The organism is Brevundimonas sp. M20 (assembly GCF_006547065.1).
In the GTDB taxonomy this organism is placed as follows: Bacteria; Pseudomonadota; Alphaproteobacteria; order Caulobacterales; family Caulobacteraceae; genus Brevundimonas.
This window is the reverse complement of the sequence record NZ_CP041243.1, coordinates 1,583,643-1,597,402: the sequence shown is the minus strand read 5'-3', so window position 1 is coordinate 1,597,402 and position 13,760 is coordinate 1,583,643. Positions and strand designations below refer to the sequence as shown.

Annotated in this window: 15 protein-coding genes; 6 read left to right on the top strand and 9 right to left on the bottom strand. The window is 67.3% G+C overall.

Annotation, left to right across the window (positions count from 1 at the left end; genetic code table 11):
• Window positions 1–87: 87 nt before the first annotated feature.
• Genes FKQ52_RS07600 through FKQ52_RS07585 form a run of 4 tightly spaced genes read right to left on the bottom strand, consistent with a single transcriptional unit; the run spans window position 88 to window position 1,886 of the window.
• A complete protein-coding gene (locus FKQ52_RS07600; protein WP_141626623.1) occupies window positions 88–531 on the bottom strand; it encodes a VOC family protein in 444 nt (147 codons plus the stop codon).
• A 24-nt stretch (window positions 532–555) separates the two neighbouring features.
• Window positions 556–1,032, bottom strand: a complete 477-nt coding sequence (locus FKQ52_RS07595; protein ID WP_141626622.1) for an SRPBCC domain-containing protein — start codon at window positions 1,030–1,032, stop codon at window positions 556–558.
• Between the two features lie 16 nt (window positions 1,033–1,048).
• The gene (locus tag FKQ52_RS07590) at window positions 1,049–1,552 is read right to left on the bottom strand and encodes an SRPBCC family protein (RefSeq protein ID WP_141626621.1); all 504 of its coding nucleotides are present in this window, start codon (window positions 1,550–1,552) and stop codon (window positions 1,049–1,051) included.
• Complete coding sequence (locus FKQ52_RS07585) at window positions 1,536–1,886, bottom strand: helix-turn-helix transcriptional regulator (RefSeq protein ID WP_141626620.1); 351 nt, start codon at window positions 1,884–1,886, stop codon at window positions 1,536–1,538. Before FKQ52_RS07585 ends, FKQ52_RS07590 begins: the two co-directional genes overlap by 17 nt.
• Before the next feature lie 284 nt (window positions 1,887–2,170).
• On the opposite strand from FKQ52_RS07585, the gene FKQ52_RS07580 reads away from it, so the two are divergent.
• Window positions 2,171–2,650, top strand: a complete 480-nt coding sequence (locus tag FKQ52_RS07580; RefSeq protein ID WP_141626619.1) for a nuclear transport factor 2 family protein — start codon at window positions 2,171–2,173, stop codon at window positions 2,648–2,650.
• Between the two features lie 32 nt (window positions 2,651–2,682).
• On the opposite strand, the gene FKQ52_RS07575 is transcribed toward FKQ52_RS07580, so the two are convergent.
• Window positions 2,683–3,561, bottom strand: coding sequence for a hypothetical protein (locus tag FKQ52_RS07575; protein ID WP_141626618.1), 879 nt, complete (start codon window positions 3,559–3,561; stop codon window positions 2,683–2,685).
• A gap of 127 nt (window positions 3,562–3,688) precedes the next feature.
• Here FKQ52_RS07575 and recO point away from each other — a divergent pair, with 127 nt between their 5' ends.
• Window positions 3,689–4,420, top strand: a complete 732-nt coding sequence (gene recO, locus FKQ52_RS07570; protein ID WP_141626617.1) for a DNA repair protein RecO — start codon at window positions 3,689–3,691, stop codon at window positions 4,418–4,420.
• A gap of 3 nt (window positions 4,421–4,423) precedes the next feature.
• Here recO and FKQ52_RS07565 read toward each other — a convergent pair whose 3' ends face one another.
• Both FKQ52_RS07565 and FKQ52_RS07560 read right to left on the bottom strand, forming a co-directional pair.
• Complete coding sequence (locus FKQ52_RS07565; protein WP_141626616.1) at window positions 4,424–6,151, bottom strand: cytochrome c biogenesis protein DipZ; 1,728 nt, start codon at window positions 6,149–6,151, stop codon at window positions 4,424–4,426.
• Window positions 6,152–6,206: 55 nt separating this feature from the next.
• Window positions 6,207–7,286, bottom strand: a complete 1,080-nt coding sequence (locus tag FKQ52_RS07560) for a nitronate monooxygenase family protein (protein ID WP_141626615.1) — start codon at window positions 7,284–7,286, stop codon at window positions 6,207–6,209.
• Window positions 7,287–7,450: 164 nt separating this feature from the next.
• Between FKQ52_RS07560 and FKQ52_RS07555 the strand changes: the two genes are divergently transcribed.
• The 4 genes from FKQ52_RS07555 to FKQ52_RS07540 all read left to right on the top strand — a co-directional run bounded on the left by FKQ52_RS07555 (window position 7,451) and on the right by FKQ52_RS07540 (window position 11,996).
• Complete coding sequence (locus FKQ52_RS07555) at window positions 7,451–7,966, top strand: hypothetical protein (protein WP_141626614.1); 516 nt, start codon at window positions 7,451–7,453, stop codon at window positions 7,964–7,966.
• A gap of 112 nt (window positions 7,967–8,078) precedes the next feature.
• Window positions 8,079–10,292: a DNA topoisomerase IV subunit A gene (parC, locus tag FKQ52_RS07550; RefSeq protein ID WP_141626613.1), complete on the top strand. Its 2,214-nt coding sequence runs from the start codon at window positions 8,079–8,081 to the stop codon at window positions 10,290–10,292.
• Window positions 10,293–10,382: 90 nt separating this feature from the next.
• Window positions 10,383–10,952 (top strand): LemA family protein, encoded by a 570-nt coding sequence (locus FKQ52_RS07545; protein WP_141626612.1) that lies wholly within the window; start codon window positions 10,383–10,385, stop codon window positions 10,950–10,952.
• Window positions 10,953–10,961: 9 nt separating this feature from the next.
• Window positions 10,962–11,996, top strand: a complete 1,035-nt coding sequence (locus tag FKQ52_RS07540) for a M48 family metallopeptidase (RefSeq protein WP_141626611.1) — start codon at window positions 10,962–10,964, stop codon at window positions 11,994–11,996.
• Here FKQ52_RS07540 and FKQ52_RS07535 read toward each other — a convergent pair.
• Both FKQ52_RS07535 and FKQ52_RS07530 read right to left on the bottom strand, forming a co-directional pair.
• On the bottom strand, window positions 11,966–12,691 hold the full coding sequence (locus tag FKQ52_RS07535; RefSeq protein ID WP_141628282.1) for an arginyltransferase: 726 nt from the start codon (window positions 12,689–12,691) through the stop codon (window positions 11,966–11,968). The two genes, FKQ52_RS07540 and FKQ52_RS07535, sit on opposite strands and share 31 nt — an antisense overlap.
• A gap of 163 nt (window positions 12,692–12,854) precedes the next feature.
• A complete protein-coding gene (locus FKQ52_RS07530) occupies window positions 12,855–13,757 on the bottom strand; it encodes a flagellar motor protein MotB (protein ID WP_141626610.1) in 903 nt (300 codons plus the stop codon).
• Between the last annotated feature and the right edge of the window lie 3 nt (window positions 13,758–13,760).

Here is a 13,760-nt window from a genome sequence, read left to right as displayed (position 1 = left end):
AGATGAAGCTGGCCAGTCGGATCGTGCGCATCATCGGTCTCCGCGATCAAAGGGCCGCCCACTGGGGCGGCCCTGTTGCATCCCTTGTCAGGCCGCCGAAGGCGCCCATCCCTCGGCCGGGATCGTGTTGACCATCCACGGGATGCCGAACCGGTCGACCAGATTACCGTAGCCCGGCGACCAGAAGGTTTCGCCAAAAGGCATATGCACCGCGCCGCCCTCCGACAGGGCGTCGAACCACGCCTTCGCCTGGGCTGCGTCCCCGGTGTGCAGGGTGACGTCAAAGCCGTTCTTCGGCTTGTCGATGTTCGGGCCGAACTCCGGCGGAATGTCCGCGCCCATGATCGACTGGTCGCCGACATCCAGCCAGCAATGCATCAGCCAATCCTTGTATTTCGCGTCCACGGGCATGTCCGGCGGTCCATCGCCGAACGGATAGGCTGCCGTCACCTTGCCGCCCAAAACCTTGGCGTAGAAATCGAACGCCTCGCGGCATTCTCCCTTGAAACTCAGGCTCGTCACGATCTTCATGGTCGTCTCTCCCTGTGGTTCTTGTCAGCTCTTGTTGGCCGCCAGCCAGGCCTCCAGCCGGTCAGCGGTGCTGTTCCAGCCATGCTTGTGGCCGGTCAGGCTCTGTTCGGACTTCAGGCCCTCGTGGGTGAAGTCCATCCGGGTGCGCCCGTCCTCTGTCTCGGTCAGGACCATGGTGACCAGCGTGTCGACCGGCGGCCCGTCCTCGTGGGACTCGTCCCATTTGAAGGTGAAGACCAGCCGCTCGGGCGGCGCGATCTCGCGATAGACGCCACCCTGCCAGAGGTCCTGCCCGGTATCCGGCGAACGCAGGCAGGCCCTCCATTCGCCGCCGACCCGCAGGTCCTGGGTCACGCTGACCGCCGGCCACTCGACCGGACCCAGCCACAGGACCATCGCTTCCGGATTGGTCCACGCCCGCCAGACCAGCGCACGGGGCGCATCGAACACGCGTCGCATGTTCAGGGTCGGGCGGGACGTCTCGGCTTGTGTCAGGCTCATGGAGGCGTCCGCTCGCTCAGTGGGTCTTCAGCAGTTCGGCCAGCTGATCGGCGCAGGTCCCCCAGCCTTCGTGGAAGCCCATGGCCTCGTGCTGTTTCATCGTCTCGGCGTTCCAGTGCCGGGCGGTGGCGACATATTCGGTCCGACCGTCGGCGGTCGGGGTCAGTTCGACGGTCCCCACCATGAACGGCTGTCCGGCGGGCTTCCAGTCCGGTGTCAGGGCGTCGGTCGTGATCCAGCGCTTGCCCGGCTCGACGTGCAGGAAGATGCCGCGGTTGGGCATGGTTTCGCCGTCCGGGCCATGCATGACGAAGTTGAACACCCCGCCCGGACGCGGGTCGATCTTCACGTCCGACAGGGTCCACGGACGCGGCACGAACCACTGCTGCAGAATTTCCGGCGTCATCCACGCCTTCCAGATCTGTTCGGGCGTCGCATCGATCACGCGACGCAGGGTCAGGGCGTGCTCATGCGCCTCGCCGTCGGTGTGACAGGGATTGTTTTCAGTGTCCTGGGCCATTGGAGGAGTCTCCCTTCTGGATTTTCTGGAGGTAGGCGTCGAGGCGGTCGAAGCTGGCCTCCCAGTACCGGCGATAGTGCTCAAGCCAGTCGGCGACGGTCTTCAACGCTTCCGGTTCGAGGCGCGCGGGACGCCATTGGGCTTCCTTGCCCCGGCTGATCAGCCCGGCCTTCTCCAGCACCTTGAGATGCTTCGACACGGCCGGAAGGCTCATGTCGAACGGCTCGGCGAGCTGGTTCACGCTCGCTTCGCCTTCGGTCAGCCGCGCGAGGATGGCCCGACGGGTCGGATCAGCCAGGGCGGCGAAACGGGCAGAGAGAAGGTCGGTGTCCATCAGGCGTCTTTATATATAACCGATAAGTTAAATGCGCCCGATGCACCTCATTGTCAACCATCAGGTTAAATAAAGATCGAGACCACCCGCGAGGGGCCTCGGCGCTTACGCACGCATCGAGCCGGTCTTTTGAACCGCCGGCGCCCATACGGGCCTCCGGCGGGAGATGCGGCTCCCGTGCTTCGCGACAACCGGGGTGAGCGCAATGGCGATGATGCCTGTGTTCGCACGCGACAATCGGACGGGGAGGGGTAATCATGTACGGCACAAGGGGAGATCGAACCATGAAAGCCATCGCCGTCGCCGCAGCCGCCCTGACCCTGCTGAGCGCCCCCGCCGTGCAGGCGCAGGATGCGCAGGCCGAGATCGGTGAGGTGCTGGACCAGTTGAACGTCGCATCGACCGCCGCGGACACTACCGCCTATTTCGCCCTGTTCACGCCCGACGCCCGCTTCATCGGCACGGATGCGACCGAGCGTTGGTCGCTGGCGGAGTTCCGCGCCTATACCGAGCCCTACTTCGCTCAGGGGCGCGGCTGGACCTACACCCCTCGCGACCGGGTCATCACCATCGCGCCCATCGACTGCCGCTGCCTCGCCTGGTTTGACGAGGTGCTGGACAACGCCAGCTACGGCGTCACCCGCGGCTCCGGCGTGCTGCGCCTGACCGAAGACGGCTGGAAGATCGAACAGTACGTCCTCAGCTTCACCATCCCCAACGACAAGGCGCGCGCCGTAGTCGAGGTGGTGGGCGGCGAGAACTAGCCCCCCCCAAAAAAAAGCAGGTCAGCGACGGATCACGGCCGACGCCGGGCCATCGCGTCCAGCTCCGCCGAAATCTCCTGAATCCGGCGGGCCCGGGTGTTGAAGTCGTTCATGTCCGACAGGCTGGTGAAAGCGATCTGGCCGTACTCCACCACCCAGCGACGGCGCTCCAGAATATCGAGCTGAGCGTCCATCTCGTCGAACATCATGGTGCTGAGTTCAAGACTGACTTGGGTGTCTTCCTTCTCGCTGGCGACGCCCTGCTCGAACGCCCTGAGCATCTGTGCACGACGGGGGCCGGACACGGGCAGTTGACCGATCTCGGCGCGGGCCTGGACGCGCAGTTGCTCATCGTCCGCCTGCGCCTTGACCATCATCTCGCGCAGGTCACGGACCTTGCCGCGGGCGCGGGCCAGACCGCCCCGCTCGGCCAGAGCGCCGGATTCGAAGAAGTCCTCCTGAACGATGGCCGCGCGCTCGTCCCACATCCGGTCGGACAGCGCCTCCCGGCGCGCCTCGACGCGCTGGCGGACCTCATCCATGGCCTTCTGTTCGGCCATCATCCCGGCCCCGACCACGCGGAAGCCGGAGGCGGGCACGGCGCCGACCACCGCGATCCCCGCCAGGATCGCCAGCAGCGTCAGGCCGCCGGAGGTGTGCCTGCGTCCCAGCACGAAATACAGCAGCGCCCAGACCAGCGCCGCGCCCAGCAGGCCGCCGACCAGACCCACGCCGACGCCCAGCGCCAGATCGACCGGCATGTTGGCCGTGCCCGTCACCTTGGTGAAGGACTGGCTGACCGAGAAGATGAAGGCCCACAGGAAGACGGCGATCGCCCCGAACACCGGCCCGGCGAAGCCCGTCGGCCCGCGCTTCTTGCGTCGGGAATTCGAGGTCGGAAAATCGGTCACAAACGCCCCCCGGCGAACTCTGTACGCCCTGACCGTAGCCCATCGGGACAGCCGCCGACAAGGCGCGGAGCTTTCTGGATAATCCGGCGGCTGTTCCCCGGACGTTCCGCAGGCTAAAGCAACCCTCATGGACTTCACCGAAGACGCCTTCGTCCTTTCCGCCCGCGCCCATGGCGACACCGGCGTGGTGGTCGATCTGCTGACCGAGGGGCAGGGGCGGCGCGCGGCCTATGTCGCGGGCGGCGCCTCGCGCAAGATGAAGCCCTTTCTGCAGCCCGGCGCCCGGGTCGTGGCCGAGGTCCGCGCCCGCACCAGCGAGCATCTGGGCACGGCGCGTCTGGAGCCGGTGGGCGAGGGGCCCAGCGCCCTGTTCGATGACCCCATGGCCCTGACCGGTCTGGCCGCCGCCGCCGCGGTGGCGCAGGGCGCCCTGCCGGAGCGCGAGCCGCACCCCGGCGCCTTCCTCGCTTTCGAGGCGCTGATGGGCGCCTTCATCCTCCCGGACGTCTGGCCCGCCGTCTTCGTCCGGTTCGAGGCGGGGCTGCTGGAGGATCTCGGCTTCGGCCTGGATCTCAGCCGCTGCGCCGCCACCGGCTCGACCGACGACCTGTGCTGGGTCAGCCCCCGCACCGGCCGCGCCGTCAGCCGCGAGGCGGGCGAGCCCTACGCCGGAAAGCTGCTGAAGCTGCCGCCCTTCATGCTGGGCGCCCAGGCGGGTCTGGCCGACGGCGACATCGGCGACGGCTTCGACCTGACCGGCCACTTCCTCGAACAGTTCGTCTTCCACCCGCTGGACCGCCCCCTGCCGCCCGCCCGGGTCTGGATGATCGACAAGCTGCGCCAGTCCGGGCGGCTCTAGGCGCTAGCCGAAGGTGAAGGCGAAGACCTGCGCGCCGGGATCGAGAAACTCGATCTCGAACACCCGCTCCCGCACCTCTCCCGACTGCCGAACCAGCTGATACAGTCGTTCGCTCTCGATCCGACCCAGCCCTTCGGCATTGATGTCCGCCCCTGCGTCCCCGCGCGGCGGCTGGCCGTCGATCCGGACCCGGAAGCGGGGCGAGGCGCCGGTCGCGCCCGGTCCCATGACCAGATGCAGATCCCGCGCCCGGAAGCGGAAGGCGACGCGTCCCCCGGCGGCCCGCAGGTCGGCATGCTCGTCCGTCACCCGCCAGCGCCCCGCCAGGCTCCATTCGTTCAGTGACAGCGGCCGGGCGACATAGTCCTTCACCACATCCCGGGCGAATCCGCCGGGCGAGCGGAAATTCTCCGCCCGGGCATAGCCGACATAGGTCTCGGGCGAGGCGATGCGCGCGAAATCGGCGGGGGCGGCGGCGCCCGCGCCCTCGACCCGCACCGTGCCGCCTTCGACCTGTGCGCCGGCCTCCTTCAGCAACTGCTGGATGACCCGCTCCGACCCCTCGTAATCCCCCTCGCCGAAATGGTGGTGGCGGATGCGGCCTTGTGCATCAATGAAATAGTGGGCGGGCCAGTAGTTGTTCCGGAACGCGCGCCAGATGGCGAAGTCATTGTCCATCGCGACCGGATAGTTCACGCCCAGCCGCTCGATGTTCTGACGGACATTGGTCTCGGACTTCTCGAAGGCGAACTCGGGCGTGTGGACGCCGATCACGACCAGCCCCTGTTCCCGGTACTTCTCCTCCCACGCCTTCACATAGGGAATGGAACGCAGGCAGTTGATGCAGGAATAGGTCCAGAAATCGACGAGCACGACCTTCCCGCGCAGCTGCCCGGTCGTCAGGGGCGGGGAGTTGATCCAGGTCGTCGCCCCGCTCAGCGGCGGCATGACGCCCTCGACGGGCAGATCGCTCACATCCTCCGGCGCACGGTTCAGCGGCACGCCGCGACCGATGGACGTCAGCAGGGTCTGTTCGATCCGGGCGGTTCCGGCGGCGGAGATGCGGGTCAGCAGCCCGGTGTCGAGCCCCAGGGCGATGGCGGCGACCCCGACCAGCACAAGCGCCCCCAGACCGCGCCTCAGCCATTCCCCGGCCCCCAGCGCGCCTTTCATCGCCCTGAACACCCGCCCGCCGGTCAGCAGGGCCAGGGCCAGGGACGTCGCCGCCCCCGCCGCATAGGCCAGCAGCAGAACGGTCGATCCCACGCCCGCCCCCTGCAAGGCCGCGCCGGTCAGGATCACGCCCAGGATCGGCCCGGCGCAGGGCGCCCACAGCAGGCCGGTCGCCACGCCCAGCAGCAGGGACGCGCGCACGTCGCCCTCGTCGCCCGATCGGGTCTCCACCCGGTCGGTCAGCCATGACCCCATGCTCACGAAAGGCCGCATCAGCCGGTCGCCGAGGGCCGGAACCAGAAGACTCAGGCCCAGCACGGCCATCACGGCCAGAGCGATCCAGCGCCCGACCTCATTGGCCCGCACCGCCCATCCTCCGCCCAACGCCGCGAGGGTGGCGACGCCGGCGAAGGTGACCGCCATCCCGGCCAGCAACGGAAAGCCGTTGCGCATGAAAGGACGGTCGGCGCGGGCGAAGACGAATGGCAGAACGGGCAGGATGCAGGGGCTGACGATGGTCAGGGCGCCGGCCAGATAGGAGAGCAGGAACAGGATCATGCGAGGGCCTTTCCGATGCGGCTACAGTCCGGATACGTCGACGGGGCGGTCCGGATCATTCCTGGGCACGCAGATCGCCCATGCGGCCCAGCGCCTGACGCGTCTCCCGGACCAGCGTCTCAACGAGGGCCTCCGCCGGCATCGCCCGGCTCAACGGCGCGCCCTGACCGGCCCAGTTGGGCATATAGCCCGTATCGCCCGCCGCCGTGGCCGCCGCGTTCAGCGCCTTGCCGATGTCATAGGCGAACGGATAGGGCGCGATCCGGCCCTCGTCGGCGCGGCGCATGAAGTCATTCTCCAGCCCCCGCGCGGGTCGCCCCGAGATGGCCGCGCTGACCCGTGTGCGTCCCGCATCCGCTCCGGCCAGCTTCGCCCGATAGGTTGCGCCCGCCGCGCTTTCCGGGCACGCGACGAAGGCGGTGCCCAGTTGAGCCCCCGCCGCGCCCAGCGCCAGCGCCGCCGCCACGCCCGCGCCGTCCATGATCCCGCCCGCCGCGATCACCGGAATGTCCAGCGCCGTCGACAAAAGCCGGGTCAGGGGCAGGGTGGCGAAGCGGGGATCGTCCGCCGGATCGAACACCCCCCGATGCCCGCCCGCCTCGACGCCCTGCGCGATCACCATGTCGATGCCCGCCCCCTGAACCGCGCGCCCTTCCTGCGGCGAGGTCGCAGTGGCCAGCAGCACGATCCCCGCCGCCTTCAGCGCCGCGATCCGCGCCGCGTCCGGCAGGCCGAAATGAAAGCTGACCACGGCGGGCCGTTCCTCGATCAGCAGGGCCAGCGCCGCGTCGTCCACGCGGAAGCTGCGATAGATGTTCTTCAGCTCGACTGGCGGCTCGGCGCCGAAGGCCGCGAACCACGGCTTCAGGCTGTCGATCCAGTCGGCGTTGCGCGCCGGATCGGCTTCGACGGGATCATGGCAGAAGACGTTGACGTTGAACGGCCCGCCGGTCAGCGCCCGGGTCTTGCGGATCGCGGCCCGCGCCTCGTCCACGCCCACCGAACCGATGGCGATGGAGCCCAGCCCGCCGGCCTCCGTCACCGCCGCCGCCATCTCCGGCGTCGAGGTGCCCGCCATCGGCGCCTGGATAATCGGATGGCGCAGGTTCAGTCGGCGGGTGAGGGCGGTCTGCATGACGAAACTCCGTTGCTTCCCACATAGGCAATGCCCGCCTTGGAGCCAGCCACCGACAAAAGTTCAGCCGAATTTGTGCGAAGAAATTCAGCATTGTCAGGGCGTTGTTTTTTACAGTTCGCCATTTGCCTCGCACGCCTCCGACAGAGGCGAAAATACAAGACATGACACAGCCCCCCTGCATCAACCGCACCCACCGCCCGGAAGACGTCTGGACCGCTATTCGCCATGACTACTGCGCTGGCGCTTCCACCCTGCTTCTGGCTGAGCGCTATGACCTCGCGGACCGCAGCATTCGCCGCCGCGCCGCGCTGGAGAACTGGCGGCGCGACGCCGACACCGAGGCCCTGCGTCCTCGTCCCCGCGACCAGCGGGGACAGGAAGAACAGGTCTATCCCGCCTTGGCGCAGATCGATGATCTGAACAGACAGGACCTCCATGACCTGCTGTTCACCCCTGACGTCACCGAACTCGCCCGCTTCGCTTTCCGACGGGCGGCCGAGTGCGCAGCCCTGGATGGACCGGTCCAGACGGCGGCCTGGCTCCGCGTGGCGCGTCTAACCACAGATCTGCGCGACCGCCGCGCCGACCTGACCGGGGTGGTCTACCGGGACGCCGACTACATCCGGGCGGAAATGATGCATGAGCACTCGCCGCCCGACGAACAGGAGGACGGGTGAACGCATCCGGCTGTGGACACAGGGTCCGATATGTCCGCTATGTCCGCTAAATTCGAACCGGACCGGACTCTGACCGCTAGACTTCCGGGCTCAGATTGCCGATTCGGACCCCATGAGCATTCATACGCCTCCGCCCGAGGGCGGCCGCATCGTTGACGAGCCGATGGGCGACGCGCTGTCCAGGCGCTACCTCGCCTACGCCCTGTCGACCATCACCAACCGGGCCCTCCCGGACGTGCGCGACGGATTCAAGCCGGTGCACCGCCGGATCATGTACGCCATGCACCAGATGCGGCTGAACCCGCAGGCGGCCGCGCGCAAATGCGCCAAGGTCGTCGGCGAGGTCATGGGCGGCTATCACCCGCACGGCGACGCCTCGATCTATGACGCCCTGGTCCGCCTCGCCCAGGACTTCTCCCAGCGCTATCCGCTGGTCGACGGTCAGGGCAATTTCGGCAACATCGACGGCGATAGCGCCGCGGCCATGCGCTACACCGAGTGCAAGCTGACGCCCGCCGCCGTCCTGTTGATGGAGGGCATCGACCAGAACGCCGTCGACTTCCGTCCCACCTACGATGATCAGGACGAGGAGCCGGTCGTCCTGCCCGCAGGTTTCCCGAACCTGCTGGCCAACGGTTCGTCGGGCATCGCGGTCGGCATGGCGACCTCGATCCCGCCGCACAACGTCGGCGAACTGATCGACGCCTGCCACCTGCTGCTCGAAAACCCCGATGCGACGACCGAGGAACTGGTCACCCGCGTGCCGGGACCGGACTTCCCGACGGGCGGCGTGTCGGTTGAGGGGCACGCCTCCATCCTCGATGCCTATGAGACAGGCCGGGGCGGGGTGCGCCTGCGCGCCCGCTGGGAGACCGAGGATTTGGGCCGCGGCGTCTGGCGCATCATCATCACCGAGATTCCGTATCAGGTGCAGAAGTCGCGCCTGATCGAGGCGCTGGCCGACCTCATCGAGAACAAGAAGGCCCCTCTGCTGGGCGATGTACGCGACGAGTCGGCGGAGGACATTCGCCTGATCCTCGAGCCAAAGACCCGGACCGTAGAGCCTGAAGTTCTTATGGAAAGCCTGTTCAAGCTTTCTGACCTGGAAGTCCGCTTCCCCATCAATATGAACGTTCTGGACGGCACCGGAACGCCCCGCGTTCTGGGTCTGAAGGCCTGTCTGCGCGCCTTCCTCGATCACCGTCAGGAAGTTCTGATCCGACGCGCCCAATGGCGGATCGAGCGCGTCGAGAAGCGCCTGCATCTTCTGGAAGGTCTGCGGATCGTCTTCCTCAACCTCGACGAGGTCATTCGCATCGTCCGCGAAGAGGAACAGCCCAAGGCCGTCCTGATCGCCCGCTTCGGCCTGACCGAGATGCAGTCCGACTACATCCTCGACACCCGGCTGCGTCAGCTGGCGCGCATCGAGGAGATGGCGATTGAAAACGAATTCAAGGAACTGTCGGAAGAACTTGCCACCCTGCAATCACTTTCGACCTCGCCAGCCAAGCAGTGGAAGCAGATCGGCAAGGACCTCGAAGCCGTTCGCAAGGCCCTGATCTCGCCGCGTCGCACCACCATCGCCGAAGCCGTGGACACCTCCGCCTTCGTCGCCCCCGAAGCCTTCATTCCGCGCGAGGCGATCACCGTCATCCTGTCGGAGCGCGGCTGGATCCGCGCCGCCAAGGGCAAGGTCGAGGACCCGTCGGAACTGAAGTTCAAGGAAGGCGACAGCCTGGCCTTCCTGGTGCCCGCCTGGACGACCGACAAACTGCTGGTCGCGGCCTCCGACGGCCGCATTTTCACCGTCGGCGCCGACAAGCTGGCCTCCGGGCGCGGCCATGGCGAGCCGCTGCGCCTGATGATCGAGCTGGACGAGAAGGCCGAGATCATCAACCTGCTGGCCCACCAGCCGGGCGGCAAGCTGCTGATCGCCTCGAAGGCCGGCTACGGCTTCATCGCGCCGGAAGACGACCTGCTGGCCCAGAAGCGCGGCGGCAAACAGGTGCTGAACGGCGAGCTTCTCGCGGCCCTGCGCGTGCCTCAATCTCCGGCGGGCGATCACATCGCCACCATCGGCGAGAACATCAAGGCGTTGATCTTCCCGCTGGCCGAACTGCCCGAAATGGGCCGCGGCAAGGGCGTGAAGCTGCAGAATTTCAAACAGGGCGGTCTGGTCGATGTCACCGTCTTCAACGCCGAACAGGGGCCGGAATGGGCCGACGGCGGCGGTCGCCGTCGCAACTGGCCGGACTGGAAGGACTGGCTGGGCAAGCGCGCCCAGGCCGGCCGTCAGGGCCCGCGCGGCATGCGGAAGTTCCGCTGAACGACGGGTGACGCCGATTTCATTATCAAGCGCGGCCCTGTCGCGCGATAATCACGGAAGGACCGGGCCTCCGGTCGGTTGGAGAATGAAATGATCACCTGGATCATCATCGGCGTCATCGTCGTCGTGCTGCTGTTCATCGCCATCGGCGGCTACAACAAGCTGGTCGCGCTGGATCAACGCGCCGACCAGTCGTTCGCGGACATCGACGTCCAGCTGAAGCAGCGTCAGGACCTGATTCCGAACCTCGTCGAGACGGTGAAGGGCTACGCCACGCACGAGCGCGGCACCCTGGACGCCGTGACCCAGGCCCGCGCCGCCGCCGCCGGCGCCACCTCGGTCAACGACAAGGTGCAGGCCGAGAACATGCTGACCGGCGCCCTGGGCCGCCTGTTCGCGGTGTCCGAGGCCTATCCGGACCTGAAGGCCAACACCAATTTCCAGCAACTCTCGGCCGAACTGTCGGACATCGAGAACAAGCTGGCCGCCGCCCGTCGCTTCTTCAACAGCGCCGTGGGCGAGTTCAACGCCGTCCGTCGTCAGTTCCCGACCATCCTGTTCGCCGGTCTGTTCGGCTTCGGCTCGGACAAGCCCTTCTTCGACGTGGGCGAGGGTGAGCGCGCCGCGCTGAACGCCGCGCCGCCGCAGGTGAAGTTCTAAGTCGCGATCATGGGCGCCGTCGGGCTCCAGACCCACATCTGGGCGAATAACACCCGGTCGATCCTGCTGCTGGCGACCTTCCCTATTCTGGTGGGCTTCATCCTGTACGGGGTGCAGCTGGTCCTGATGGGGATGGGCGTCCTGCCGGGAACGGGCAAGGGGCTCGTTGACGACATGGCGCTGGCCGCGTCGTGGCTGGGCTTCACCGTGCCCGCGGCCTTCGTCATCGCCGGCCTCTGGTTCGCCATCGCCTACTTCGGCAGCCAGACGATGATCGACATGCTGACCGGCGCCCGAAAGGTCGAGCGCCGGACAGAGCCGGAACTCTATAACCTTCTGGAAAACCTCGCCATTTCTCGGGGTCTGCGGACCCCGACCCTGCGCGTCATCGACAGCGACAGCCTCAACGCCTTCGCCTCGGGCCTGCACGAGGGCCAGTACAGCGTCACCGTTACGCGCGGGCTGGTCCAGACCCTGAACCGCGATGAGCTTGAGGCGGTGCTGGCCCACGAACTGACCCACGTCATCAACAAGGACGTGCGGACCATGATGATCGCCAGCATCTTCGCGGGCATCATCAGCGTCATCGCCGAGATGGTCTTCCGGGGTCTGCTCTACTCCGGCGCCGGTCGCCGCCGGGAGGACAACAAGAACGCCATGCCGCTGATCCTGATCGGCATCGGCTTCGCCGTGGTCGGCTTCGCCCTGGCCATCGTCATTCGCATGATGCTGTCCCGGACCCGCGAGTTCGTGGCCGACGCCGGCGCGGTCGAACTGACCAAGAACCCCGACGCCATGATCTCGGCCCTGCGCAAGGTTGACGGCCGGTCCAGCCTGAAGGGGCCGGATGAGGTCCAGCAGCTGTTCCTCGACAACCAGCCGGACGGCGTGGGTCTCGAAGGCCTGTTCGCCAGCCATCCGCCGATCCAGAAGCGCATCGAGGCCCTGGTGAAGTTCGGGGGAGGGCGGGACCCCGGCCCCTGGTCAGGCGAGGCCCTGGCGGCGTCCCCCGGCTATTCGACCTCGGTGCCCTCGACAGGCTGATCCGACATCCGCTGCCAGCCGAAGCGGGTCAATTGCTCCATGGGCCGGAACGAGGCCTTGTAGTCCATCTTCTGCGACCCCCGGACCCAGTAGCCGAGGTACAGATAGGGCAGGCCCACCGCATTCGCCTGACGGATATGGTCAAGAATGGCGAACCGGCCGGGACTGCGGTCCTCCAGCGCCGGATCGAAGAAGCTGTAGACCATCGACAGCCCGTCCGAGAGCAGGTCGGTCAGACAGACGCCGACCAGATCACCCGGCCCGCCGTCCGGCGACGGCAGGCGATATTCGATCAGATGGGTCCGCACGGCCGTATCCTCGACCATGGCGACATAGTCGGCCCAGCCCATGCCGTTCATACCGCCCTCGGCATGCCGGGCGCCGAGATAGCGGCGCAGCAGCTCGAACTGCTCCGCCGTCGCCTCGGCCTCGACCAGATCGCGCGACAGGTCGTCGTTGCGCCTCAGAATACGCCGCTGGGAGCGTGAAAAGGCGAACCCGCCCACCGGCACTCGCACCGAAACGCAGGCTTCGCAGGCCTCGCATGCCGGGCGGTAGGCGATGTTCTGGCTGCGCCGGAACCCCGCCTGGGTCAGCTCGTCATTGACGTGGGCGCCGTCGCTGAACGGCAGGTTGGCGAACACCTTCCGCTCGGTCTGGCCGGGCAGATAGGGGCAGGGCGCCACCGAGGTCATGTAGAAGCGAAGCTGTCGCTGCGGAACGAAGGTCACGGAGTCATCTCCGCACCCGAACACGCCCGAATTCCGGCGAACCACTCATTCCCGTATCTGGCGCCGCATTGCAGCGGGGCGCAAGCCCGTTCGCCCGTCGCCCGAACCCGGCGCGACAGGCGGCCGGTCACAGGCTGGTGTCCGTCGGCAGGACAGGCGCCTCGCGCAACAGCACGATGGCGATCCGGCGGTTGCCCGCCAGCGTCGGATCATCGGGGTAAAGCGGATCGGAGCCCGCCTTGCCCGAGACCTGATAGACCCGGTCCGGATCGACGCCCGCGGCCTGGAGCACCAGCCGCGAAGCATTGGCCCGCTCTGACGAGAGCGCCCAATCATTGGGGCCCGTGGCCCGGTTCGATCCCGGCGCCGCCGAGGTGTGGCCGGTTACCGAAATCCGGTTCGGCAGCTGGTTGATCACCCGGGCCACGGCCCGCAGCAGGATCTGGGCGCGGGCGTTCGGACGGGCCGAGTTCTGGTCGAACATCGAACGCCCTTCCTGATCCACCAGCTGGATACGCAGGCCTTCCGGCGTCTGGTCGATGATCAGCTGCTTCGACAGCTCCGCCAGCTCCGGCATCGACTGCATGGCCTGACGCAGGGATTCGGCGGCCGAGGCGAAATCAGCCGACTCGCGACGGGCGATCTCATCGCGGAGCTGTTGCTCGCTTGCGCCGGTCAGGTCCGAGCTCTGCCCGGCCTGCTGCGACGGGTCCTGCGGCGATTCCGGCGCCAGCTGGGTGATCACCGAATTGGTGCCCGACGACTTCGAGCCGTCATCGCCGAGCGCCGTCCCGCCCAGAATACCGCCCGAGCCCGAGGTCGTCGCCGACACGCTGGCCGGCGCGAAATACTCGGCGATGCCGCGCTTCTGTTCCGGATCAGTCGTGTTGATCAGCCACATCAGCAGGAAGAAGGCCATCATCGCGGTCACGAAGTCGGCGTATGCGACCTTCCAGGCGCCGCCGTGGTGGCCGTCATGGCCGCCCTTCTTGATCTTCTTGATGAGGATCGGACGATCACTCATGGACATGGG